The sequence below is a fragment of the Pseudomonas sp. DF11 genome (genome assembly GCF_058148565.1).
Map to the genome: position 1 here is coordinate 87532 of NZ_JBYVYN010000014.1, position 25777 is coordinate 113308.

The window sequence follows — 25777 nt, forward strand, 5'->3', positions numbered from 1 at the left end:
CGCGACACTAGCAGACATGGGGTTTTGGGGCAAATCAGGGTGGGGCAAACCGAAGCGCGACGGTGGGCTTGGACCTGCCCGCTTTTGTAGCGAGGGAGCGGGGGCAATTGGGATCGTTTTTCATATTCGGCTCATTTTGTGAGCCGAATAAATCTTCTATTCGGCTCACGCAACCCTCAGTACGTGATTTCCCACACAGAATCGCGCGTTCCCCGATTGTGAATAATCTGCCGAATCGCTAATCTTCGCGGCATCTACAGCCCCCTAGCGACGGGGCTTTCAGGCAAAACCCGAATAATGACAAGCAGCGCTGAGGATTGGCGCCGGGTTGCGTCATGCATGGCAGGAGGCATACGTGCGTTTTCTTTCGTTGTTGATCGTGCTGATGGGCGCGCCGCTGGCGTGGGCACAGCCTTCGGCTGAAATGTCGGAGCCGGTGGGCGGCTGGCGCTACAGCGGCTTGCTCGATCGCACTGAAAACCCCCAGGTCGCCTATCCTACGCCGCCCATCGACCGGGGCGTGCAGCGCAATCGCACGATGATCGAGGGTCGGCTCAAGGCCATGGGCACGGCCCGTCAGCCCCACAGCCTGGCGGTCAATGGCAATCCACTGAATCTCTATACCGACGACGAGGGGCGTTTCGCCCGGCCGTATGCGTTCGGTGCCGGCTCCAACAGCGTCGAGGTGCGCAGCTCCGAAGGCCAGTCCCTCAAGCGCGTGCAATTCTATGAAGCCAACAACCTGCGCACCCCGGCGCAGATCCGCGTGGTGCTGGGCTGGGACGATCCGAAGGCCGAGCTCGATCTGCATATCGTCACACCCGACGGCCAACATGCGTTCTTCGGCCAGCCGGCGCTGAGCAACGGCGGCGGCCTCGACCCCGATGGCGTCGATGGCCCCGGCCCGGAAATGTTCACCATGACCGCGCCGATGCACGGCACCTACCTGGTCTACGTGAACTATTGGGGCAACTACGGCAGTGGTGGCTACAACTTTGATGAGGCCAGTAACGAGAACGAGGTGATCACCTCGCAGATCAACCTGGTGCTCAACGAAAACACCGTCAATGAAAAACGCGAAACCTTTGTCGTGCCACTGCGCGCCATTGGCGATCTGTTGCTGGTCAAGACTTTCAACTACTAAGTATCCGCTCCACGGATGAACAGGCCCTTGTGAATATGAGCGACAACACTGCTTCCCCGACCACGCCGACACCTGTCGCCAAACCTGGACGCCGCTGGCCGGCGCTGCTGATCGGGCTGTGCCTGGTGGCGGGTGTCGTCGCCGGGATGGGCTGGTTCATGACCAAGCCCAAGGCGCCGCCCATGGAGCTGGCGTTGGAAAAACTCGGCCTGAGCCGCCCCGACGGCTTGCTCGAGGCCCATTCCCTGAGCCAGTTGCCCAAGGACCTGTTGGCGGTGCCGTTCCTCAAGGCCACGCTCACCGAGGATTTCGTTTTCTATTACGAGGCCCACGCTGACCGCCTCGGGCTGATCGGCAGCCTGCGCCGGATCATCTATGAGCATGACCTCAAGCTGCAGGACAGCCTGATCGAAGAGCTGTTCGACCAACCGGCCGATGTGGCGCTGTGGCGCGGTGCCGATGGTCGCCTCAAGGATTTCCTGCTGGTGATGGATCGCGGTGGCCTGGCCAAGGTGCTGGAGCCGTTGGCGAAAGTCGCCCTGGATGACTCGCAACTGAGCAAGCTCAGCGACCTGAAAGTCGGTGGCGATGACGTCGCGCTCTACCAGCTCAGCTACAACGCCAGCAAATCCCTGCTTTTCGCCTCCCATGGCGACAAACTGGTGGTGCTGTCCAACCCGACCAAGTTGTATGACCCGGCCAGTGGTGCCGCGGTTGAACGGGGTAGCGTTTCGACCACCGCCCTGGCTGCCTTGCTCAATGGCGACAAACTGTTCCCCGAGGCCTTCGGCCTGCCGCCCAAGGCGCCAGAGGTCAAGCAGCGCATCTCGATCAACGCCAGCGTGCTCGCCATGGGCTACCAGCGGTTCATCCCGAACTTCGCCGGCTTGCGCTTCGACATGGATGACAAAGGCTGGCACAGCTTCCTGGCCATGGACGAACTGGAAAACCAACCGGACTTCGACTTCAAGCCGATCTGGCAAGCCATGCCCATGGGTGCCAGTGCCTGCGTGGCCTTGCCCCTGGCCGCCGAGCAACAGAAGCCGTTGCTGGTCAAACTCGGCGCCGAGGAAAAAGCCGCCCAGGCCATGGTCGACCATGTGGCCGGCGCGGCGGGCCTGTGCTGGTACGCCGATTCGCGCCTGTACACGCCGCTGTTGGTGGCGAGCCTGAATGAAGACGACGGCAAGCTCGACGCCGACCTGGGCAACCTGTTCGGTTCGATGGTGGGCGCCTATGAAAACAACGTCGCCGAACATGCCTTCCCGGTGGTCGAGAAGCAGCAAGGCTCGACGCACCAGTGGCTGCGTCAGGTCAGCTCCAATTTCGGCCCTTACCTGGCCAAGGAAGCCGAACAACCCGACGCGATCACTGGCAAGGCTTTCCTGCGGGTGAGCCTGGCGCGCCACGGTTCGACCTTGCTGTTCTCCCTCGACGACAAGTTGGTGGACAAGGCCCTCGGCACCCTCGACAAACGCTTCCCGCCCATGGCCGACGTGGTGCCCAAGGACCTGCTGATGCCGGTCTACTTCGGCCCTGATTCCATCGCGCAACTGATGCAGCGCGAAACCCTCGACAGCTTGCCCCAGGACATGGAGCCGGTGTTCTACAACGCCGCGCAAACCTACCTGATCCCGAAACTGCGCACCCTCGGCGGCTATGGCAAATACGCCCTGACCTTGCCGGAAGGCAGCGAGCCGGACGGTCACTGGCAGTGGCTGCCGCTGGAATGGAAAGCGCTGTGACAGCACTGATCCGCAACCCCGCGTTGACGCTGCTGCTGGCCTTGCTGCTCGGCGGGCCTGCGCGTGCCGGCGAGGCGCCGGCGCTGGATGTGCAGCAGTCCCAGGTCTTTCGCGCCTGGTTCGTGCGCATCGCCCAGGAACAGCTAAGCAGAGGCCCGAGTCCGCGCTGGTATCAGCAGGACTGCGCCGGGCTGGTGCGCTTTGCCGCCAACGAAGCGCTCAAGGTCCACGATGAAAAATGGCTGCGCAGCAATGGCCTGTCCAATCGCTACCTGCCACCGGAATTGCCCCTCAGCGATGCGCAACGGCGCCTCGCCCAGCAATGGCAGCAGGGCGGCGGCAAGGTCGGGCCCTACGTCAACGCCATCAAGCTGATCCAGTTCAACAGTCACCTGGTGGGCCGCGATGTGGCCCAGGCCCGTCCCGGCGACCTGATGTTCTTCGATCAGGGCGACGACCAGCACCTGATGATCTGGATGGGCCGCTACATCGCCTATCACACCGGCACCACAACCCCTACCGACAACGGCATGCGCTCCGCAAGCCTGCAACAACTCATGAACTGGAAGGACACCCGATGGATACCCGACGCAGCCAACCCCAACTTCATCGGCGTCTATCGACTCAACTTTCTCTCCCAATGACCGGTGCCCGCATGCTGCGCTTGTGTTCAAAACTGCCCCTGCTGTTTGCCCTGTTGCTGGCACCCGTGGTTAATGCCGAAGACACCGTGGAGCCCAGCGGCTACACGCCGGTGTCCGGTGAAAGCTTCTTCCTGCTAGCCGACAGCAGCTTTGCCAGCGACGAGCAGGCCATGGTCCGCCTCGAAGCGCCGGGCCGCGACTATCGCCGGTTCCGCATGGAGCCCTACGGCGGCGCCGATATCCGTGTCTATCGCATCGACAAGCCGTTGGATTTCCTCAAGCGCCAGAAAAACCTGCATCGGGTAGTCAGCGATGGGCAGTTCAAGGGCGAAGGCCTGTCGAACACCCTCGCGTACCTGTGGGACAACTGGTATCGCAAGTCCCGTCGGGTGATGCAGCGGGCGTTCTCCTACGAGTCCCGCCAGCAAGTGACCGAGGAAGTGCCGGAACTGAAGATCGGCGACGCCCTGGTCGCGCCGACGCCTTACGACGCGCCGGCACAATTCGCCTTGATCCCGGGGTTGCCGGTGGTCAGCCAGTTCCGTTACCCGCTGTGGCAGGCCAAGCCGATCCAGCCGCCAGCGGGCGTCAACCTGGCCGGCTCGTCCAGTGAGTTCGTCAGCGTCGCGCCGGGCAACGTCTACGTGCCGCTGGGCAAGTTGAAACCGGGCCTGTACCTGGTGGAAGCGCTGATCGGCAAATACCGCGCGACCACCATGGTCTTCGTCTCCAACACTGTGGCGGTCAGCAAGATTGCCGGTGACGAGCTGCTGGTCTGGGCCGCACGCAAGCACGAAGGGCGTTCGGTGCCCAAGGTCAACGTGCTGTGGACCGATGGCCTGGGCGTGATGAGCAGCGGTGCCACCGATGAAGATGGTCTGCTGCGCCTCAAGCACGTCAGCCCGGAGCGTTCGTTCGTCATCGGCGAGGACGAGGAGGGCGGGGTATTCGTCTCGGAAAACTTCTACTACGACAGCGAAATCTACGACACCAAGCTGTATGCCTTCACCGATCGACCGCTGTACCGGCCGGGGGATTGGGTCTCGCTGAAAATCGTTGGTCGCGAGTTCAAGAATGCCCGTGATTCGGTACAACCGAGCGCCGCCGACGTCAATGTCAGCGTGCTGGATGCCACCGGCACCGCCCTGCAAACCCTGGCCCTGAAACTCGACTCCAAGGCCGGTACCCAAGGCCGTTTCCAGCTGCCGGAAAACGCCGTGGCCGGCGGCTATGAGCTGCGCTTCAGCTACAAGGACCAGCTCTACAGCAGCGCCTTCCGCGTGGCCGAATACATCAAGCCGCACTTCGAGATAGCCCTGAACCTAGCCAAACAGGATTACCGCACCGGCGAGCCGGTCAAGGGCAACCTGGTGCTGCTGTACCCGGATGGCAAGCCGGTGGTCAACGCCACGGTGAGCCTGAGCCTGCGTGCTCAGCAACTGTCGATGGTGGATAACGAGCTGCAATACCTGGGGCAATTCCCGGTGGAGCTGACCAGCAGCGAAGTGACCACCGACGACAAGGGCAACGCGACCCTCGACCTGCCGGCCGCCGACAAGCCGAGCCGCTACACGCTGACGGTGTTTGCCAGCGATGGCGCGGCGTATCGGGTCAAGACCACCAAGGAAATCCTCATCGACCGTGGCGCGGCGAATTTCCGCCTGAGCGCGCCCCAGCGGTTCAGCGCCGTCGGCCAGAAGGTCTCGTTCAGCTATGCCAACGAAGGCGGCAACGAACAAGCCAAAGCCGTGACGCCGGGCAGTTATGGCTGGGTACGGCTGGAAGACCAGAGCACCGGCGAGGGCAAGCTGACGGCCAAGGACAAGGGCTTCAACCTGACCTTCGACCGTCCTGGCACCTACAACCTGACGCTCAAGGACGACCATGGCCGGGTCATTGGCGCCACCGCCCATGCGGTGACCGGTGAAGGTATCAAGGCCGTGCCGGGCACCGTCGAGATCGTCTTCGACAAGCCTGAATACAAGACCGGTGACGAAGCCCTGGCGCTGATCACCTTCCCGGAACCGGTCAGCGATGCGCTGCTGTCGCTGGAACGGGACAAGGTCGAGGCCACGGCGCTGCTGTCCAAGGGCGGTGACTGGCTGAAGATGGAAAAACTCAGCGACACCCAGTACCGCGCGCGCATTGCCGTGAAGGACAACTTCGCGCCCAACCTGACCTTCTCGGTGCTGTACACCAAGGGCGGTCAGTACAGCTTCCAGAACGCCGGCATCAAGGTGGTGACGCCGCAGATCGACGTTGCCGTCGTTACGGATAAAGCCACCTACCGCCCTGGCGACACGGTGACTGTGGACCTGAGCACCCAGTTCGCCGGCAAGGCGATCCCGGCGCACCTGACGGTCAGCGTGGTGGACGAAATGGTCTACGCCCTGCAACCGGAAGTGGCGCCGACCATTGACCAGTTCTTCTATCACCCACGTCGCAACAACGTGCGCACCAGTGCCAGCCTGTCGTTCATCAGCTACGACGTAGCACTGCCGGGCAGCCCCGGCGCGCCGGGCAAGGCCAACCGCAGCGAACGCGGGGTCAAGGTGCTGGAGCGGCCACGGCGTGAAGACGTCGACACCGCTGCATGGCAACCGGAGCTGGTCACCGACGCCAACGGCAAGGCGCGTTTCACCTTCAAGATGCCGGACTCCCTGACCCGCTGGCGCATCACTGCCAAAGCCATCGCCGACGATGGCCAGGTGGGCCAGAAGAAGCAGTTCATCGCTTCGGAAAAACCGCTGTACCTGAAGTGGAGCGGCCCGACGCGCTTCCGCACGGGCGACAAGCCGCAACTGGGCCTGTTCGTGTTCAGCCAGTCTGAAAAACCACTGAAGGCCGAGCTGCTGATCCGTTACGCCGGCGCTGAACAGCGCGTGGTCGCGGAGCTGAAAAACGGCATCAACTACGTGGCGTTGCCGGCCCTGGAGCTGAGCAGTGGCGACTTGAACGTGCAATTGCAATTGAATGGCGAAACCCAGGACGCCCTGGCGATGCGCTTGAACGCCAGTGGCAATGGCTGGCAAGTCACCCAGAACCAGCGCTTCGACGTGGCCAGCGGCGATACCCCGCTGACCCTGCCGGCCGACGCCAGCGATATTCGCCTGCGCCTGGATGACAGCCCGCAAGCGCTGTTCCGTTCGGCCCTGGATGACCTGTTGAGCTACCCCTACGGCGGCGTCGAACAGACCGCCAGCCGTCTGCTGCCGTTGAGCATCGCCTACCCAACCCTGGCGTCGAACCCGCAGATCCGCGACCGCCTACGGTTGATCATGCAAAACAGCCGCTTGCGCCTGGTGCAGATGGCCGGACCGTCGGCGAGCTTCACCTGGTGGGGCCAGGACGGTGAGCCGGATGCATTCCTCACCGCCTACGCCTATTACGCCGACTGGCACGCCAGCAAGGCCCTGGACCTGAGCCTGCCACCGGAACACTGGCAGCGGGTGCTGGAAGTCTACGCCAAGCAGGCCGGTGATACGCCGCTGCTGCAACGTGCGTTGATCCTGTCGTTCGCCAGGCAGATGCAACTGCCGGTGAACACCTTGCTCAGCGGTCTGATGGATGACCTGGCCAAGGCCAGCGAAGATACGACCGAGAGCGTGCTGGACAGCGGCGAAGACAGCCTGGTGATGAACGCGCCGGACTCAGCTCTTGGCTTGGCCAGCGCTCGTGTGCTGACCGCGTCCCTGGCGAAACAGGCGAAGGTGCCGCTGCCGGCGGCCTTCAGCCGTCAAGCGGACGCCGCGCAACAGCAACTCGAACTGAGCTCGCAGCCGTTCGTCGAGGCCCTGGTGTTGTCGTTGCAGGGCTTCGATCAAGCCCGCGCCACTGCATTGCTGGAACGCGTGCTGCCGCAGCAGTCCACCCTGGAACGGGCCCTGGCCTTGACCTGGTTGCAACGCAGCATCGAACAGGCCGCGCCGGCTGTGACGCTGGCGCCGGGCGAAGGTTGGAAAGCCAAGCAAGGCGCCACCGGTGAAACCTACTGGCAGTGGCAGGGCGCGCAGCTTCCGACCATGCTGACCCTGACCGGTGCCCAGGAGCGTCCGTTGCAAGCGGCCCTGAGCTTCCAGAGCCAGCAAGCGCCGGTGGCGCCGATGGCGGTGTCCATCACCCGTCGCCTGTCGCGTCTGGTGCCGGGCGACGAGGCCTTCACCTTCAAGCTCGAAGCCGTGGGCAACAAGCCGTTGTCCAGCGACAGCCTCTACCTGGATGAAGTGATCATCAACAGCAAGGCGCCGACGCCACTGCGCTACGGCATGCTCGAAGTGCCGCTGCCGCCGGGCGCCGACGTGGAGCGCACCACTTGGGGCATCCAGTTGATGGGCAAAGCCGACAGCGAACCGACTTCCCTGGAAAAAGCCCGCTTCGAGCCAGGCCAGATGGCCTATGCGGTGCCGGTGGATGCTCTCAGCGGCGAGCTGCGCCTGCGGCACTTGGTGCGCTTCTCCCAGAAGGGCCAGTTCACCTTGCCGCCCGTACGTTTCACCCAGGTCTACGCGCCGCAGAATCAGGCGCGGGAACAGAAACCGGCGCTCGGTCAGGTGACGGTCAACTGACATGCGCAGGCGGTGGTTTGGCTGGCTGTTGTGCTTGATCCCTGCGCTGGCAACAGCGCAGGACGAGCCGTTGCGCCTGGCCTTCGATGGTCAGTTGCTGCGAGTGAGCCAGACCCAGGTGCTGGATCGCCAGCCTCTGCCCGATACCTTGCAGGCGCCGCTGGGCAGCTTGTGGAAACTGTTCGTCTACGCCTGGCTGGTGGACACCAATGCCCGCGAGCCGGTTTACGAGTGTCGCGGTGAATCGAAGGAAGAGGTCTATTGCTGCAACGCCGGGCAGAGCATCGCTCGCGACCAGGCGCTGGTGAAATCCTGTGGCTTGTATTTCGAGCCGCAGCGGCTCGGGCTTTCGGCCTCGAACTGGCGCGATTACTGGCAGGCCCGTCAGGCGCCAGCGTGGCTGTTGGATTTGCCTGCGTTGCAACCGCAGACGCAGGTGCCGGTCGCGGAACTGCTCAAGGCCCTGGCTACGCTGCCGGCCCAGGATCAGGCGCGCCGGGTGCTGCTGGACGTGGTGCTCAACGCGGCGGACGGGCGACTGGCCGGCGAGTTGGGCAGTCGTCTACGGGTCAAGACCTGGAGTTGGCTGGGGGATCAAGGCCCCTCGTCGCGCCAGGGCGGTTTTGCCGGTTGGCTGGCCGACGGTACGCCGGTGTGGGCCGGTGGGCGCGGTACCAGCCAGCAGGTCTTGAAGGTGTATGGCGACGGCTTGGCTGCAGCATTACCATCGCGCTGGCCAGCGGAAACCGGGCGTTGCGTGGAAGTAGGGCTGTTTGCCCGTTATCCCTGGCAACGGGTGATGGCCGGTGACCACCCGGCCACGCCGGGCCAGCTGCGTGGCGATTATCGCGTCGAGTTCAGCAACGGTAACCAGCTGGATATCCACAGCGACGGCGAGCTGTTCCTGATGCCCGGCAAGCTGGTGGCGCGGTTGGACCGGGAAGAGTACGTCGCCCGGGTCCTGCAGCGCGAAGCCAAGGCCGAACCCGCCGAAGCGGCCAAGGCCTTGGCCGTGGCGATCCGCACCTACCTGCTGCAAAACGCCCAACGCAACGGCGACTGCCTGAGCATCGACGACAGCAGCCATCGTCAGCGCGTTGCCCCGCGCCCGGCGGCGCCTGAAACCCGTGCCATTGCCGCCTGGACCAGCGACCTGGTGCTGGCCGGCACCGATGTCACCTACCACTCCGATCAGCCCGGCCCGGACAAACTATCCTGGGCCCAAGCCGTGGAACAAGCCAACGCCGGTCAACGCTACGACGCCATTCTGCTGCACGCCTACCCGCGTGCCAGCCTCAGCCGCTGGGACAATCCGGTGGCGTCCTGCGAAGCACTGCCGGCCGCCCAGGACTGGTTGCTAAAACAGCGGCGCGGCTGGCGTGAGCGGCTGGAAAGTGAAGTGGGCTACAACGAAATCAGTTCTTTCGCCGTCTGCCGCGTCGCCTTTGGCCGACCTTATGTCGACCGCGAACGCCAGCGCATCTATGTGCGCGGCGTGCTATCGCTGCAAGACCGCCTCGACCTGACCCATGAATATCTGCACCTGGCCTTCGAAGCTCATCCCAATGGCCAGGACGAAAACTATATCGAAGGGCTCGCCCGTCACCTCTTGCTGGAATAGACCATGACACTCCGTTATCCACAGGTCTTGCTGTTGCTCTGCGCCCTGACCGCGTTGCCACCGGCCATGGCCGCCGACAACATCAAGCTCGACACCCCGGTCGGCGGCTGGCGCAGCGGTGCGCCGGGCGGTGAAGGAGAAAACTACAGCCAGACCGTCAACTACCCGGCCTCGTCGGTCAATACGCCCCCAGGCCAGGCCGACACCGCCCGCATCCGTGGCCAGATCAAAGGCACGCCCAAGGACGGCAACGCGCCGGGCCAACTCATCGTCAACGGTGTGAGCCTGCCGCTGAAACTCGATGAAGAAGGACGCTTCGACCGGCCATTCTCGTTCCCCAACGGCAGCAACAGCGTCGAAGTGCGCAGCGCCGACGGCCAGCAGCGCCACCGCACGCAATTTCTCAACACCAGCGGTGGCGCGACCCCGGCCAAACTGCGAGTCCTGCTGACCTGGGACAGCGACGGCACCGACCTGGACCTGCACCTCGTCACCCCGGACGGCGCCCACATCTGGTACGGCGACCGCGTCGCCCCCAACGGCGCCGCCCTCGACGTCGACGTCACCACCGGCTACGGCCCGGAAATTTTCTCCATGCCCGCGCCGATCAAAGGCCAGTACCTGGTGTACGTGAACTACTACGGCGGCGGTTATCGCAGTGAAGAAGACAGCGAGGAAGGCGAGGGCGGTGGTGAACAAGCGCAACAAGCCCTGACCACTGCGCAAGTCACCGTGATCACCGAAGAAGGCACGCCGAGCGAGAAAATGGAAACCTTCGTGGTGCCGATGCGGGCGGTGGGGGAGCTGACGTTGGTCAAAAGCTTCAGCTATCCGTAAGGCATCGTCGCAGCCACAACTGAATTTACAGCCTGTGGAGATCCCCTGTGGGAGCCGAGCTTGCTCGCGATGACGGTCTAGCATCCAACATCAATGCAAGCTGACCCACCGCCATCGCGAGCAAGCTCAGCTCCCACAGAGGATCTATGGTGGATGCCTGATCTGTGAACGCTCGAAAACCCTGTGGGAGCGGGCTTGCTCGCGAAGACGGCGGTAGATTCAACATCAATGCAAGCTGACCCACCGATTTCGCGAGCAAGCCCGCTCCCACATTGGATCTGTGGTGGACTGAGGATTTGTGGCCACCCCAAAAAACCTGTGGGAGCGAGCCTGCTCGCGATGGCGTCGGTAATTCCAACCTCTCTGCAAATTGATGTACCGCTATCGCGAGCAAGCCCGCTCCCACAGGGGTCGTCAACTGCCCCGAAAAAATCTCACGCGTGAGCTATTGTGAGGTTTAGAAAGTACCTGTAGTGTTTATCACGCGTGAGTTTTTCACAGTGGGGTCAGTACCATGCAAACCAGCTCTCCATCGGATCCGCCAGGCGGGCCTGATGACGATTCAATGAGCAGCAAGGGAGAGCGCTCCAAACCCGCCGCGAAAAAACCATCGAGCTTCTACATGAAGCAGATGCGCGCCGGCCTGAGTGCCGCCGGGTATGTGAAACACGAGACTTGGGTGCTTCCCGAAAACCGAAGCCTGCTCAAGCAAATGGAGAAACAGCTACGCCAACCGATTCTGGCTGGCTCATTCATGTCGGAGAATTACATGAGCGCAGGTAATAACTGGAACATCGATCGCCTCTACAGCGCCCTCCAGGCCCTGGATGAAGTGGTCGCGAACGACATCACTCTTTCCCTCGTCCAAGGCTCCGAGTCCAGCATCAAGCTGGAAATGAATGACTTCGGTGGCTTGCCGATCTACATCGCCGTGGTGGGTGATCAGATCATCGTCGATACCGTCCTGGTGGACGTCGAGTCGATCAGCGACGTCGCGGCATTCAACGACGCCGTGCTGCGCAGCCGGGAAATGTTCCCGCTGTCGTCCATCGGCATCGAGACCATGCCCAACGGGCAGGTGGTCTACAACATGTTCGGCGCGTTGAGTTCCGACTCCAGCCTGACCAACGTCGTGACCGAGGTCAAAACCCTCGTCGACAACGTCCAGCGCGCCAGCGAAGCCTTCGAACGCTTCTTCATTTAATTCGCCGAATAGGAACCATCCAATGACTCAGTCCATCTGGAGCAAGTTGTTCACCGCACTGCGTGGCGGTGCCAACGAAGTCGGCGAATCGATCGTCGACCAACAGGCCCTGCGCATCCTCGACCAGGAAATTCGCGACGCCGACAGCGCGCTGGCCAATGCCAAGCGTGAGCTGGTCACCATCATGGCCAAGCACAAGCTGGCGACTGATCGCGTGGGCGAATACAACGCCAAGATCAAGGACCTGGAAGCCAAGGCCCTGGCCGCGATCCAGGCCAACCGTGAAGACCTTGCCCTGGAAGTGGCCGAAGCCATTTCGACCCTGACCAACGAACTGGACGCCGAGCAAAAGCACGCGACCGAATTCGGCGGCTACGCGGACAACATGCGCAAAGACATCACCAAGGCCGAAAGCCGCATCAAGAGCCTGCGTCAGCAAGTGGACATGGCCAAGGCCCGTGAGAGCGTGCAGAAGGCCCAGGTCAGCGCTTCGATCGCCAGTGGCGGTGCCAATGGCAAGCTGGAAACCGCCGTCGGTACACTCAACCGCCTGCAAGCCAAACAACAGCAACGCGCCGCCGAGCTGCAAGCCCAGGACGAACTGGCCGAGGCTTCGACCGGCTCCGACCTGGAGCGCAAGCTGCGTGACGCCGGCATCACGCCGAACGAAGGCAGCGCCAATGCGATCCTGGAACGCTTGAAGAAAAAATCGGCTGAGTGATCGGCTGGGCATTGCCTTGGTGAAGAACTGCCAAGGCAAGCCAGACACAGGCCAGGCACAGACCTTGTGGCGAGGGGATTTATCCCCGCTGGGCTGCGAAGCAGCCCCAATGGCAGCAAACTCAACCCAGCTGACACACCGAGGTGTCAGGTTTCAGGGCTGCTTTGCAGCCCAGCGGGGATAAATCCCCTCGCCACAGGTTTTGTCTGCACAGGTTTTGTGTTCGGCTTCAAGTTTTGTGTCTTAGTCCTGTTTTCCCGAAAAATCCCGGATTTATTGTCACCCAAGCACTTCTATCCAAGCCCCGCAGCAGGTTTAATGCTGCCCGGTAACCGCACTCGATCACTCAGGCATCAGCGCGATTACCTCGCCAGGAACCAAGCCCCACGGAGTCAGGGACGAAATGTCGATTTTCCTTTTGTTGCGCTCGTACGCTTCGTCCTTCTTCCATCGGTTCGGCTGGGCGGGCCTGGCCATTGCGTTGGGCGTGCACCTGGCCACGGCCTGGATCGGCCTGGTGCTGATAGGCGAGCAACACCTCATCGCCGCCGCCACGTTTACCTACTTCTATCTCACCACCACGCTCACCGTCGGCTATGGCGATCTCGCGCCACAGACCGCGGCGGGACGGGTGTTCGTGGCTACCTGGGTCATGCTCGGGGGCATCGCGCTGCTGACGGCAGCCATCGGCAAAACCACCAGCAGCGTCATCGATGTATGGAGAAAAGGCATGAAGGGCAAAGGCGATTTCACCGGCAAGGTTGGCCACACGGTTCTCATCGGTTGGGAGGGCGCCTCCAGCGAGCGGGTCATCGAATTGCTGCTGCAGGACGAAACCTCCAATGACAACCTGATCGTCATCTGCGATTGCGATCTCGAAGAAAACCCCATGCCTGGCAAGACCTCATTCATCAAGGGCGACAGCCTGTCCTCCGTCGCACTGTTGCAGCGTGCCGGCGTGCCTGGCGCCGAACGCGTGCTGGTGCGAACCCATTCCGACGACCTGACCTTGGCCACCGTACTGGCGGTCAATCAATTGGGCCCGGTCGGGCATGTGGTCGCTCACTTCAATGACAGCGAAATCGCCGCCCTCGCCAGCGCCTACGCGCCGAGCCTGGAATGCACCTCCAGCATGGCCATCGAAATGTTGGTGCGTGCCTCCCAGGATCCGGGCTCGTCAGTGGTCATCAATGAATTGCTCTGCGTAGGTCAAGGCGCTACCCAGTACCTGATGAAGCTGCCCGAGGCGTTCGAGGCGACGTTCGGCGAGCTCTATAACCGGATGAAAGAGCAGCACAACGCTACGCTTATCGGCTACCGCGCCAAGGGCGCCCGACACCCGTCGATCAACCCGCCCGGCACCACGCGTGTCGTGGGCGGAGAACTCTTCTACATCGCCTCCACGCGTCTCAAGGAAATTTCCCATGGGGTGGTTTAAACAGTTGATGGGGCTCGAGGCCCCGAACGCGAACACGACAGCTAACCATGGCGCGCCGATCAGCGGGCCGCTGGGCCTGGCCTCCGGCAAGCAGGTGATGTTCGATTCCACGCTCAAGTTGTTGCTCGACGGCAACAGCGCCGTGGTCATCCCGGGCTCGCAGCAGATCTGGAGCCTGGGCATCGTCGACCTCGGGCAGTCGAACTGGTTGACGCGCTGTTACATGAACGACGAAGACTACTGGCTGCAAGTGCACACCAGCGGCGACATCGCCGGGCAGGTCGAGTCGGTGATCCTGTTCAACTACCTCAGCTACGTCACGATCAACAGTGAAGCGGAATTGCGCCGTTTGGCCGGCCCCGAAAGCCTGATCGGCCTGCCGACCTACACCCACAACGGCGTCGAGTACACCCGCGAATGGGGCACCGAGGCGGGCCAGACCGAACTGGTGGTGTTGAGCGAGCGCGTGAGCAATCCGGATGAGTCCTACAGCGTCGAGCACCGCTCGATGCTGTACGCCCGCGACACTGGCCTGACGGATCGCCGGGAGTTCCTGCTGTTCTCCGTCGAAGAAGACGCCGAAGGCACCGTCAGCCTGAGCACTTCGCTGGGTATTTCGTTGTACACCACTGACTTGAACACTCTTTGAATAAGGAAGAAGTCCATGCTTGAAGCGCTCTCCATTTCCCTGAACAAGGCCGCAGTGTTCGGCTTCGCCCTGTACATCCTCGGCGCCGCCGTGCTGTTCGCGCTGTTTCAGTTCATCTACATCCATGTCACGCCGCACAAAGAGTTCGAACTGATCCGTTCGGGCAATGTGGCGGCGGCCATCGCCCTGAGCGGTGCCCTCATTGGTTTCGCCATCCCGGCCAGCAACGTGATCGCCTACTCGATCAGCCTGCTGGATTTCATCGTCTGGACGGTGATCGCCGCTGTCGTCCAGTTGTTGGCGTTCCTGGTCACCAGCCTGGTGCTCAAGGGCGCTTCGGCGCGTATCAAGAACGGTGAAATCGCCGCCGGTATCTACATCGCCGCCGTGGCCATCAGCGTCGGCATGTTGAACGCCGCGTGCATGACGCCTTCCACGAACTGATCGCGCCACGGAGAACCCGATGAAACGAAGCAAGTACGTTCAGCTTTCGCTGGCCGCGTCGGTCGCCCTGGCGATATCCGGCTGTGGGCCAACGGAAAAAACCTACAAGTTGCAGAAGAAGTACAACTTCCAGTCCGTGCAGCAATGCGTCGATGAAAAGCTGCCGGTAGACATTTGCGCCGACGCCTACATGACCGCCATGAGCGAGCATCGTCGCATCGCGCCGACGTACGCCAGCCAGGCCGATTGCGATGCAGACTTTGTCCCCGATTGGTGCCAGCAGGACTCGGCCGGCCAGTTCATCCCCAAGCTGGGTGGCTTCGAGCTGAGCGCCGATGGCGAGGTTACGCAATCCCAGGTGGACGCCGCCCGGGCCCAATTGCCGGCTTCGGAAGCGAACAGCGGCGGTTCGGGCTTCAGCAACCTGCTGACCGGGCTGCTGATCGGCAACATGCTCAGCGGCAACCGCAACAGCTATTACTCCGAGCCGGTCTACCGTTACCGCGATGATCGCGGCAACTTCGGGTCCTCGACGCTGAGCCAGCGGGTTTCCAGTGGCTCGACCTTTACCCGGTCCAACCAGGCGCGGTACGGCAGCTACACCGACACCATCAAGAGCAGCAAGGCGATGTCCGTCGCTTCGTCCACGTCTCGCGGTGGCTTCGGCAGCAAGTCCAGCGCCCGCAGCGGTTGGGGCGGTTCGAGCAGCTCCGGCGGTTGAGGAACCAGCGCCATGAAGAAGATCCATTGCGCCGAACGTCATGACTGGAAACAGACCGCCGAGCAGCTCGGCTTTCTGTTCCACACCATCGACGACGAACCCTATTGGGACGAAAGCGCGTACTACCAGTTCACCCTCAGGCAGATCGAGGACGACCTGGAAGACCCGACCACCGAGATCCATGACATGTGCATGGACCTCGTGGCTCGCGTGGTACAGAGCGAAGAGCTGCTGGAGCGCCTGAGCATTCCCGCGCCGTTCTTCGACCTGGTGCGCACTTCATGGCTGGAAGGCCACCCGCACCTGTATGGGCGCATGGATTTCTCCTACAACGGCAGCGGCCCGGCCAAGTTGCTGGAGCTCAACTACGACACGCCGACCAGCCTCTATGAAGCCGCGGCGTTTCAGTGGGGCTGGCTGGAGCAATGCATCGAGCGCGGCTTGCTGCCCAAGCATGCCGACCAGTTCAACAGCATCGACACCAAGCTGCACCAGGCCTTTGCCCAGTTACAGCTCAAGGAGCCGTTTTACTTCGCCTCGATGAAAGGCTCGGTGGAGGACAAGGGCACCACGGACTACCTGCGCCTGATCGCGGAAAAAGTCGGTATCGAATCGCGGCACATCGATATCGAGGACATCGGCCTCAACAGTGACGGGCGTTTTGTCGACCTGGAAGAGCGCTGGATTCCGCACCTGTTCAAGCTGCATGCCTGGGAGTTCATCTTCCATGAGCCGTTTGGTGAAGCGATTGCCCAGTGCGATACGCAGTTTTTCGAGCCGGCCTGGAAGTCGATCATCTCCAACAAAGGCATCCTGCCGCTGCTGTGGGAATTCAACAAAGGCCACCCGAACCTGCTCGCGGCTCACCTGGATACCGACACGAGCAAAGCCGTGCCCAAGGGCTGGGTGCGCAAGCCGTTCTTTTCCCGGGAAGGCGCGAACATCGAGCTGCAAACCGCGGATGGCCTGATCGTCAAAGAAGACGGCCCCTACACCGACGCCCCATTCATTCTCCAGGAATTCGCGCCGCTGCCGAAGTTCGACGACAGCTACACGCTGATCGGTTCCTGGGTCATCGGTGACCAGGCGGCGGGCATTGGCGTGCGGGAAGACAACAGCTTGATCACCAAGGATTCAAGCCGGTTCTTGCCGCATCTGATCCTCGACTGATTGCCTGACACTAAGCACTGAACCCCTGTGGGAGCGAGCCTGCTCGCGATAGGGGCATGTCAGTCAACATCGATGTTGGCTGATCCACCGCTATCGCGAGCAGGCTCGCTCCCACAGGTTGGGTGTTCGCCGCAGAGGTTTTCAGGTCCACCAGTACCGAACCAGATGGAAGAAGATCGGCGCGGCGAAGCACACCGAGTCCAACCGGTCGAGCATGCCACCGTGGCCTTCGATCATGTGTCCCCAGTCCTTCACACCGCGGTCGCGCTTGATCGCCGACATGACGATGCCGCCGGCAAAACCCAGCAGGTTGATCAGCAAGGCGATGAGGAACGACTGCCACGGATTGAACGGCGTGATCCACCACAGCGCGCCACCGATCAGCGAGGCCAGGAAAATCCCGCCGACAAAACCCTCCACGGTTTTTGAGGGTGACAGGTTCGGCGCGATCTTGTTTTTGCCGAACAGCTTGCCGCAGACGTACTGCAACACATCCGACAGCTGCACCACGATCACCAGGTAAGCGATCAGCAACAGGTTGCGTCCTTCAAAACCGGCGATATCCAGCGTCAGCAAGGCCGGGACGAAGGAGATGCAGAACACCGCGATCATCAACCCCCACTGGACCTTGGAAGCGCGCTCCAGGAAGTGCGTGCTGTCGCCGCCCAGGGACGCCAGGATCGGCAGCAGCAGGAACACATACACCGGGATGAAGATCGAGAACAGCCCGTACCAGTCGTAATAGATCAGCAGGTATTGCAGCGGCAGCGCCAGGTAGAACGCCGCCACCAACGCCGGATAGTCGCTGCGCCGGGTCGGTGTCAGGGTCAGGAACTCCCGCAGGGCGTAGAACGACACCGCGTAGAACAACAGAATCACCGCCGCATTGCCGAGCCAGAACGCGATGCCGATCACCAGCACCATGATCCACCAGGCGTTGATCCGCGCGTTGAGGTTGTCGATGACCGAGTTCGGCGCGCCTTTGGTGCGCAGTTTGAGAATGAAACCAATCAGCGAAGCCAGCACCAGAATCGCGCCGATCCCGCCAAACAACATCAGGGTATATCGATCCATGTCAGACGTGCTCCGGGGCCAGTGCCAGCAGCGCGGCGCGGCTGCGTTCAAGAAATTGCTCTTTGCTTTCACCTTCTTCGATGCACAGCGGCGCGCCGAAACTGGTGGTGCACAACAGCGGCAGCGGCAAGACCCGACCTTTGGGCATGACACGGTTGAGGTTGGCGATCCACACCGGGATCACCTCGACCTCGGGATGAGCCTTCATCAAGTGATAGATCCCACTCTTGAACGGCAGCAAGCCTTCGTCGGGGTTGCGCGTGCCCTCGGGGAAAATGATCAGCGAGTCGCCGCTCTCCAAAGCTTCGAGCATCGGCTGCAATGGGTTGTACGAAGGATCCTTGCGCTCGCGGTCCACCAGCACACCGTTGAACACCCGGTTGATGATGTAGCGCCGCACCGGGCTGGTCTGCCAGTAGTCGGCACCGGCGACCGGCCGGGTCAGCTTACGCAGCGCCGGCGGCAGCGAGGCCCAGAGCAATACGAAGTCACCGTGGCTGCTGTGGTTGGCGAAGTAGATCCGCTGCACCTGCGTCGGCGCACAGCCGAGCCACAGGCTGCGCGCACCAGTGACCATGCGCGCGGCGGAGGTGATGAGGTTGGCGACCACGGGTTCGAACATGAGGATTCCTTGTCCTGAGAAACATAAGCATGACTGTGGCGAGGGGATTTATCCCCGCTGGGCTGCGAAGCAGCCCCCAACCAGGCAACTCGGTGTGCCAGGAAGATTGAGTTAACTGCTTTAGGGCTGCTGCGCAGCCCAGCGGGGATAAATCCCCTCGCCACAAAAAACTATCTAGATACTTGAAGCTAGCCAGGGACTGGCCAGGATGAAGCCCAGCACCAAGACCACTTGTACAGCCAATAATCGCGATTGCCGGCGCAGCAGCAACAACGCGCCATGCCGGCGTTCGGTCCAGAGACGGCCGGCGCGTTCGGCCGGTTGCAGGCCCAGGGAGGTGAGGGCTTGATCCAAGGTGTAGGTGCGCTCGGCCAGGGATTGGCTGCTGTCAGCCATGCGCTGAAACAGATCGGCATCGAACGCCACGCGCAACGCCCAGTATTTTTCCGCCAAGCCGAGCACGATCAGTACGGCGCTCAACAGCAGCAACCAGGGATCGATAACCCCCACCAACCACTGCCCCAACCCAAGCAGCACCGCCAGCAGCGTCAGCCCGGTGGACAGCTGATCCAGCGATTGACCGCGGCGCAACAGACTCGCCACGGTGTGCAGTTCCATATCAGTGATCATGGCTATTCTCCCGGCTTGTGGATAACGGCCCCAACGCTCGACGATGTGCCTCATGCAGGACAATGCGCGGGCGAACGCGCTGGATTTGCACGATAGCCGCATCAACGTTCGCTGCCCGACCACTGTGCAACAACCAGGCAACCACCGCCGTGGCACTACGGGAATAGCCCAGGGCGCAGCAGACCAGCACCGGCCCGCGCTGACGAAGGCTTTCGATAGCCTCCGCTGCTTTCAGGCATTGCTCGGTGGTCGGCGCCGTCAGGTCGAGCACTGGCAACGAGCGATAGGCGACGTTCGTACTGTCCATGGACAATTCGGCGCAAAGGTCGAGCACCCCGCTAAACGAACTGTCCTTCAGCTCCATCGGCGTGGGAATGCGCCCGAGCCAGACGTTATCCGCTACTTGATCCGGTTGCGGATGCTGGCGCGTCCACCAGCGGGAATTGATCCACGCCGCCGCCAGATAAGGCGCCAGCAACCAACGCGCCGCCGGGCTCAAGCGGCCATCGACACGCTTCTGGAAACCGTCGGCACCGAACGCCAGGTAATTCAGCGCCACCAATAGCACCGCCACCGCCGGCCAGATCAACCAGAGCCACGCGCCGCCCAAGGCAAACGCCGGGATGAACAGCGCCGCCGCGCCCAAGCCATAACGCAGCGCCAATCGCCATCGGGCAGGGTCCGTTGCCAGACGCGCACTCAGCAGCGGACTCGGCCGATCCAGCGGCCACAACCACACACACAACCAACCGGCCAACGCACCCGTGGGCAGGTCAATGAAGTGATGTTGATAAGTGGTCAGCACCGACACACCAATCAGCGCAAACCAACCGTGCATCAGCCAACGCCAGAACCCCTGCAGATGCCGCTGATAACAGACCCACAGCACCACCAGCAACGCGATGTGCAGCGACGGCGCCTGGTTGAACGGCTTGTCGAAACCCGCCAGCACCTCGAACAACCAACCGAACAGCCCATCCATTTCCGGGCGGGGGAAGGTGAAGCGCAGCGGCCAGAGCAGGAAGCAACTGACCGCAATCACCTGGGCCGTGAGCAGGCGCAAGGCATGGCGCTTGAGTTCGTCACGGCTGGTGGGCAACAGCAGGGACAGGCCGTACAACAGATCGATCGACCAGTAAGGCACGATGGTCCAGGCCATGAACGGCATGTGAGTTTCCCAGGCGAACACCAGCGTGCCGACGTCGTCACGCTGGGAGGTGACCCAGGTGGCGAAACCGTAGGTGCTGAAGAACAGCGGCGCCAACAACAGCAGCCACAGCACCGCCGGTTTCAACAGTGCGGGTTCGCGGGCCGGGGCGATGACGGCGCTCATTACTGCACTCGCTGCGCCAGCGAAACGCTGAAAATGCCCCATTCATCGACCCGCAGGGTGATCTTGCGAAAGCCTGCCGCCTCAACCAATTGGTCCATTTCCGCCTGAGTACGCCGACGCATCACCCAGGCCTGACCGGCACGGTGGCTGGTGAGGGCACGGGCGATCAGTTCCAGCTGCGGGTGCCACGGCTGGCCGGTGTAGACCAGGAAACCGCCAGGCTCCACCGCTTCGGCCAGACCGGCGAGGGAGTCGCCGACCATCTGGTTATCGGCAAACAGCTCATACAAACCGGACACCACCGCGAGGGTCGGTTTTGGCTGCAGCGCCGCCAGATCCTGGCGATCAAAGGCGTCGCCTTTGACGAACTGAGCGATATCGCCCAAGCCCTTTTCGAGGATCAAGGCACTGCCATCGCGCACGTTGATGTCGCTGTAGTCGCGCAGCAGGATCGACTCCGGCAACGGGCTGACGCCTTGCAGTGCTTCAAGGATGTAGCGGCCATGCCCGGCGGCGATGTCGACGATGCGCACCTCACGGTCCTGCTCGCGCAACTTGCCCATGGCCAGGCGCAGCAGTTCTTCGACGTGCACTTTGCGCTGGCGAATACCGCGCCAGCCGATGGAGTTCAGGTAATTCTGGTCAATCATCTTGCCCAGCGCCGAGGTGCCGGTGGGACGATTGCGGTAGACGTAATCCAGGGTACTGCCGGAGTCGAACCCGGTGTCGAAGCCCAACTTCACACCCGCGGACAACTTGCTGCCAAAGCGCATGCTGGCGCGGGTCATGCGCCAGTAAAGGTCGCGCAGCGAATTGTGCGGCAGTGGCGTGGCCAGGGTTTCGGCTTCGGCGCAGGTCACGCCCAGGCGATCGGCGTCCAGCAGGGAAGGGCGCTCCAGCGGGCGGGCGAAGTTTTGCAGGATGAAGCGGCGGGCGCTGGCGATGGCCGGCGCGCGGTTCTTCTCGCCGAGGGTGTCGTGGAAGAACCCCGGCAGGATGTGCTTCTCCTTGTGCAAACTGCCCAGGCGATCGAAGAACTGTTCCTGGGGTTTGCGGTGCACGACAAAGTCCGAGCCGGAGATCAACAACTGCGTCGGCACCTGGATCGCCTGGGCATCAGCGACCACGCGGTCGGCGGCTTCGTACAGGCCCAGCAGCACGTTCACCGAAATCGCCTTGGTGATCAGCGGATCGCTGTCGTAGGACGCCACCCGCTCCGGGTCATGGCTGAGGAACTTCGCCTTGACGTAACTGTTGACGAAAAAATTGCCGCGAAACTTGCGCATCAGCGCCAGGCCCGGCCGAGCGAACGGCACGTAGAGCTTGACCTTGAACGCCGGCGACGCCAGCACCAGCGAACGGATGCGCGGCGCGTAATCGTGGACCCAGGTCGATGCGATCACCGCCCCGACGCTTTGCGCGACCACGGCGATGTTCGCTTCGTCGATCTGATGCGTCGCGCCGATGTGGTCGCAGAAGGTCTGCACATCCCGCGCACTGGTGGCAAAGCTCGGGCTGTCGCCGCGCGCGCCCGGCGACTGGCCATGGCCCCGTGCGTCCCAGGCAAAGAAGTCGAAGCCGGGCAAATCCAGCTCATCCACCAGGTGCGCAATGCGCCCGGAGTGTTCATGCCCGCGGTGAAACAACAACACGGCCTGGCGGGGTTCACCCGCAGAGGCATTGACAGCCGGCCAGTGCCGGTAGAACAACTCCACGCCATCGTGGGTGGTGAACGTCAGTTCCTGGGCTTCGCGCATTGCAAGTTCCTTTATGCTGAGGGAGCGTTTTCCTTCACTTGGCTCAGGCCGTGACGGACCCGATTGACCAAGGTATAAACCAGCAGGGCGGCAACCACCGCCATCACACCATCAACCCACAGCGCCCCGAGCCAACCCAGGGCAATACCGGTCGCCAACACGCCCAACACAAAGGCGCGATCACTCTTGCCCATCGGCCCGTCATAGCGCCGCGAAGCCCCGACCATCGCCCCCAGCACGCCTGCGTATTCGCTGAACAACGCCAACAGCGTGACCAACAACACGAGCAACAGACTGGCATCGGGAATCAGGGCAAAAGGCAGGATCAAGGCAGCGTCGGCGATGATATCGCATAGCTCATTGAGGTAGGCGCCCAGATGCGATTGCTGGCCAAACTCCCGCGCCAACATGCCATCCACCGCATTCAACGCCATGCGCAGGAACATCCAGATCGGCACCAGGACGAAGATCCACGGATGACTGGCGAACCACGCGATCACCGCACCGACCAGGACTGAAACGATGCCCGCGAGCACCGTGACTTGGTTGGCGGTGACGCCGTTGTTGTAAAGGCGTTGAACCAGGGGGCGCAGCAGGTTCTGGAAGGCGGGCTTGAGTTGGTAGATGGAGGGCATCGGGGTGAGATCTCGGCCGGTTGCGGGGCTGGGGCTTATACAGGTGCGAGATTACGATAGGTTGAGGGTCGGCTGGCGGGTATTTCTTGAGAATGAGCGCGGGTAGGCATCTAAAGCGAAATTGCCTGGGCAAAAAACAACCAATGTGGGAGCGGGCTTGCTCGCGAATGCGGGGTTTCAGTCAACATCCATGGTGGCTGGTCTACCGCATTCGCGAGCAAGCCCGCTCCCACAGGTTCTGTGTTTCAACTGATTCACATTGGCCGATACCACAGGAGTGGTTGGTGGTGTGTCCATTCCGGATCAAACTACAAAAATTCTGTGGGAGCGAGCCTGCTCGCGATAGCGGCACACCAGAACAGGCCAGCAGCCTGCTGACCCCCCAACCCTCCCCAGGACAAATAAGGAGTGCTTCAAATGCCACAAATGGATTGGCTCGCCAACCACATGGATAAATGCGACCAGATGGCCGAGTGGCTCCATCGTGAATTCAGTTATGAATTTGCCCAGCAATCCCTCGCCAGTTGGCAGCAGGAGTTCGCCGCAGGGCAGCGTGATGGGCGCTGGAAGTGCCTGATCGCCATGGAACACGGCCAGTTGCTCGGTGGTGCTTCACTGGCCAGTCATGACCTGTCGGACCGGCCAGAGCTGGGGCCGTGGCTGGCTTGCGTGCTCGTCGCCCCAAGTGCCCGACGCAGAGGGCTTGCGGCGCAGTTGATCGAAGGCATCTGCAGCCATGCGCGGGAGGCTGGAATCATCACCCTGTTCTTGCACACCCACAGCCAGCGTGATTATTACGCAAGGCTGGGTTGGGACGTGTTGGAGCGTTTTGAGGCTTGGGGGAAAGAGCAATGGCTGATGGCGCGGTGTTTATAGTCATCGACGGGGTTCCCACACCAAGCGTTTAAATTTAGCGAATCGCCCTACATCCTTTATCCCCTTCCCCTGACTTAATTCCCCTGTCATCCCCGGCAGAGTCTCGCGTTCGTCCCCGCACCGCGAGATTCCTGCATGTTCGCCCCCGACAAGCTCCTGGCCCTGAACAACACCATTGGCTTGCTGGTGGTGGCGGCCATGGACCCCGAACAACCGGATGTCGATGCGGTTTTCCAGGATTTTCGAGCCTGCCTGAACGACTACGACGCCTGGGCTGAGAGCTTCTGGGCCGGTTGGGCGCTGGATCTTGAGCAAGCGTTCAAGGTCGGTAACGAGGTGGCTCTTACGGAGCCGAAAAACCAGGACACACCCGTCAGCGCCACGGTGGTGGCCTGCCCGGCGGGCGGGCCGTTGACGCTGGTGCACATGTTCCAGGCGGCGCGCTTTGTGCCGATCGGCGATACACCGGTGATGCTGGAGCCGGTTATCGAAGGCACGGCGGGGCAGGAAACCTTCGGCGAGCCGATCCACCACGTGATCGGCCCCAGCGGCATCCTGGAAGTTCCTGAGTGTTGGCGGGGCCAGCGTTATCGCATCACCTTTTTTCCCCATGTAACGGCCGATCACGTCAAGGCGCTGTACGCGTCTTACCAAGGCGTGATCGATGAACTCGAGGGTTGGCTGAAAGCGGAGTGGGAGCAATTTCAACCGCTGTGGGCAGAGTTTTCCGACGCCGGCTTTCTTGAACGCTACGGCGTATTGCAGCGAGCCGATTGGCGCGGCTTCGAAAACGCCCTGCATCAGCTGTGGGACGACGTTAAACAGGTTTTCGAGCTGCTGGCCGATCTGCAGGCCAACAGCGAAAAGCTGTTGGAGTACCTGACCCGCGCCGAGCTTGATCAATTACTGAAAGCTTCCTCCGAGGCAATCGCCAAAGGGTTGATGGTGTTGAGCGATGAGCCGTTGCTCTTCGTCCACATGGCGGCGTTCGCCAGTTGGCTACGAATGTTGCCACCCCAGTACCTGTCTGAAGTCGTTGGGGAGCTGCGCGCTTCGGTGCTGATCAATTTCCTGCTGATGCGCTTGACCGGCGGGCTGGGCCTGGGTCTTCGCATGAGCGGTAAGGTCCTGGGCCAGGTCCGCTCGGAGCGGGCCCGGGAGTGGTTGCTGGCGTCGAGCCTGAGATTGGGCCAACTCACCCCCGACCGGCTCAATCAGCATGCCGATGTGCTCAAACCGTTGGTGGTCAGCCAACGCGCGCCTTTAAAACCGACGCCTGTCGGACCTTTGCACATCACCCCTGAACACTCTGCACCACTGTCCGTCAGTAATCCGGCCGCTGTAGCGCGGGAAAAGTCTCAAGGGGCCACCCGGCTAAGCAAACACGAACCCCACGACGACGCCCCGGCCCAATCGAAAAATCCCAACGGCGACAGCGCCGACACCGCGGCCCAGACCCAGACCAGCGGCTGCCCGGTGTCGATGGTCACCGGCGAAGAACTGCTGACCCTCGACGATGGCACCCTCGATGGCCGCTTGCCGTTCGTCTTCACCCGTCTGTACCGCACCAGCGCCGCCGACCAGGACATCGGGCTCGGGCGTGGCTGGAGCCATGCCCTGGCCCATCGCCTGGAGCTCGCAGGCGAGCAGGTCGTCTGGGTCGATCAGGAAAACCGGCGCACCACCTTTCCACTGCCCAACGCCCAGCGTCCGGCGATCCACAACAGCCTGGCCCGGGCGGCGATCTACCTCGGTACCGAGCCGGACGAACTGATCGTCGCCCAACCCGGTGCGGACGCCGCGTTCCTGCACTTTCGCGACGGCCACCTGGTGGCCCTCAGCGACCGCCACGACAACCGCCTGACGGTCCAGCGCAACATCCATGGCGACATCAGCCGCCTGGACAACGGCGCCGGCCGCGCCCTGCGCCTGCGCTACGCGCAGCGC

The 25777-nt window shown here is 62.2% G+C and carries 21 protein-coding genes and 1 pseudogene; 15 read left to right on the forward strand and 7 right to left on the reverse strand.

Annotated elements, in window-relative coordinates; translation table 11 throughout:
* Positions 1–385 precede the first annotated feature (385 nt).
* Entirely contained in the window at positions 386–1144 is a 759-nt protein-coding gene (locus AC30D9_RS27970) for a YfaP family protein (RefSeq protein WP_307575361.1), read from the forward strand.
* Positions 1145–1660: 516 nt separating this feature from the next.
* On the opposite strand, the pseudogene AC30D9_RS27975 reads toward AC30D9_RS27970, so the two are convergent.
* Positions 1661–1767: pseudogene (locus AC30D9_RS27975) on the reverse strand.
* Between the two features lie 39 nt (positions 1768–1806).
* On the opposite strand from AC30D9_RS27975, the gene AC30D9_RS27980 reads away from it, so the two are divergent.
* The 12 genes from AC30D9_RS27980 to AC30D9_RS28035 all read left to right on the forward strand — a co-directional run bounded on the left by AC30D9_RS27980 (position 1807) and on the right by AC30D9_RS28035 (position 16903).
* Positions 1807–2889, forward strand: coding sequence for a DUF2138 family protein (locus tag AC30D9_RS27980; RefSeq protein ID WP_490145278.1), 1083 nt, complete (start codon positions 1807–1809; stop codon positions 2887–2889).
* Positions 2874–3533: a DUF1175 domain-containing protein gene (locus AC30D9_RS27985; RefSeq protein WP_490145279.1), complete on the forward strand. Its 660-nt coding sequence runs from the start codon at positions 2874–2876 to the stop codon at positions 3531–3533. The genes AC30D9_RS27980 and AC30D9_RS27985 overlap by 16 nt, the downstream gene beginning before the upstream one ends.
* Positions 3530–8098: an alpha-2-macroglobulin family protein gene (locus AC30D9_RS27990; protein ID WP_490145288.1), complete on the forward strand. Its 4569-nt coding sequence runs from the start codon at positions 3530–3532 to the stop codon at positions 8096–8098. Before AC30D9_RS27985 ends, AC30D9_RS27990 begins: the two co-directional genes overlap by 4 nt.
* A gap of 1 nt (position 8099) precedes the next feature.
* Positions 8100–9719 carry a DUF2300 domain-containing protein gene (locus AC30D9_RS27995; protein WP_490145280.1) on the forward strand — a complete coding sequence of 540 codons (1620 nt, stop codon included), beginning with the start codon at positions 8100–8102 and terminating at the stop codon, positions 9717–9719.
* A gap of 3 nt (positions 9720–9722) precedes the next feature.
* A complete protein-coding gene (locus tag AC30D9_RS28000) occupies positions 9723–10556 on the forward strand; it encodes a YfaP family protein (RefSeq protein ID WP_134926002.1) in 834 nt (277 codons plus the stop codon).
* A 622-nt stretch (positions 10557–11178) separates the two neighbouring features.
* On the forward strand, positions 11179–11760 hold the full coding sequence (locus AC30D9_RS28005; RefSeq protein WP_092258175.1) for a YjfI family protein: 582 nt from the start codon (positions 11179–11181) through the stop codon (positions 11758–11760).
* A gap of 22 nt (positions 11761–11782) precedes the next feature.
* Positions 11783–12481 carry a PspA/IM30 family protein gene (locus tag AC30D9_RS28010; protein ID WP_003185899.1) on the forward strand — a complete coding sequence of 233 codons (699 nt, stop codon included), beginning with the start codon at positions 11783–11785 and terminating at the stop codon, positions 12479–12481.
* A 403-nt stretch (positions 12482–12884) separates the two neighbouring features.
* Positions 12885–13919 (forward strand): ion channel, encoded by a 1035-nt coding sequence (locus AC30D9_RS28015; RefSeq protein ID WP_307575265.1) that lies wholly within the window; start codon positions 12885–12887, stop codon positions 13917–13919.
* Positions 13906–14568, forward strand: coding sequence for a DUF2491 family protein (locus AC30D9_RS28020; RefSeq protein WP_490145281.1), 663 nt, complete (start codon positions 13906–13908; stop codon positions 14566–14568). Before AC30D9_RS28015 ends, AC30D9_RS28020 begins: the two co-directional genes overlap by 14 nt.
* 15 nt (positions 14569–14583) lie before the next feature.
* Positions 14584–15012 (forward strand): DUF350 domain-containing protein, encoded by a 429-nt coding sequence (locus tag AC30D9_RS28025; protein ID WP_134925997.1) that lies wholly within the window; start codon positions 14584–14586, stop codon positions 15010–15012.
* A 19-nt stretch (positions 15013–15031) separates the two neighbouring features.
* Positions 15032–15733 carry a DUF1190 domain-containing protein gene (locus AC30D9_RS28030; RefSeq protein WP_307575260.1) on the forward strand — a complete coding sequence of 234 codons (702 nt, stop codon included), beginning with the start codon at positions 15032–15034 and terminating at the stop codon, positions 15731–15733.
* A gap of 12 nt (positions 15734–15745) precedes the next feature.
* Entirely contained in the window at positions 15746–16903 is a 1158-nt protein-coding gene (locus tag AC30D9_RS28035) for a glutathionylspermidine synthase family protein (protein ID WP_134925995.1), read from the forward strand.
* A 141-nt stretch (positions 16904–17044) separates the two neighbouring features.
* Here AC30D9_RS28035 and AC30D9_RS28040 read toward each other — a convergent pair whose 3' ends face one another.
* The 6 genes from AC30D9_RS28040 to AC30D9_RS28065 all read right to left on the reverse strand — a co-directional run bounded on the left by AC30D9_RS28040 (position 17045) and on the right by AC30D9_RS28065 (position 22954).
* Positions 17045–17977 carry a phosphatidate cytidylyltransferase gene (locus AC30D9_RS28040; protein ID WP_307575258.1) on the reverse strand — a complete coding sequence of 311 codons (933 nt, stop codon included), beginning with the start codon at positions 17975–17977 and terminating at the stop codon, positions 17045–17047.
* 1 nt (position 17978) lies between these two features.
* Positions 17979–18599 (reverse strand): lysophospholipid acyltransferase family protein, encoded by a 621-nt coding sequence (locus AC30D9_RS28045; RefSeq protein WP_490145282.1) that lies wholly within the window; start codon positions 18597–18599, stop codon positions 17979–17981.
* 174 nt (positions 18600–18773) lie between these two features.
* Positions 18774–19229 (reverse strand): hypothetical protein, encoded by a 456-nt coding sequence (locus AC30D9_RS28050; protein WP_490145283.1) that lies wholly within the window; start codon positions 19227–19229, stop codon positions 18774–18776.
* Positions 19219–20562: a phosphatase PAP2/dual specificity phosphatase family protein gene (locus AC30D9_RS28055; RefSeq protein WP_490145284.1), complete on the reverse strand. Its 1344-nt coding sequence runs from the start codon at positions 20560–20562 to the stop codon at positions 19219–19221. The genes AC30D9_RS28050 and AC30D9_RS28055 overlap by 11 nt, the downstream gene beginning before the upstream one ends.
* Positions 20562–22319 carry a bifunctional alpha/beta hydrolase/class I SAM-dependent methyltransferase gene (locus AC30D9_RS28060; protein WP_490145285.1) on the reverse strand — a complete coding sequence of 586 codons (1758 nt, stop codon included), beginning with the start codon at positions 22317–22319 and terminating at the stop codon, positions 20562–20564. Before AC30D9_RS28060 ends, AC30D9_RS28055 begins: the two co-directional genes overlap by 1 nt.
* An 11-nt stretch (positions 22320–22330) precedes the next feature.
* Positions 22331–22954 carry a CDP-alcohol phosphatidyltransferase family protein gene (locus AC30D9_RS28065; protein WP_210641272.1) on the reverse strand — a complete coding sequence of 208 codons (624 nt, stop codon included), beginning with the start codon at positions 22952–22954 and terminating at the stop codon, positions 22331–22333.
* A gap of 417 nt (positions 22955–23371) precedes the next feature.
* On the opposite strand from AC30D9_RS28065, the gene AC30D9_RS28070 reads away from it, so the two are divergent.
* Complete coding sequence (locus tag AC30D9_RS28070; RefSeq protein WP_490145286.1) at positions 23372–23830, forward strand: GNAT family N-acetyltransferase; 459 nt, start codon at positions 23372–23374, stop codon at positions 23828–23830.
* 135 nt (positions 23831–23965) lie between these two features.
* A partial coding sequence (locus AC30D9_RS28075; protein ID WP_490145287.1) for a DUF6531 domain-containing protein occupies positions 23966–25777 on the forward strand: 1812 nt, incomplete at its 3' end.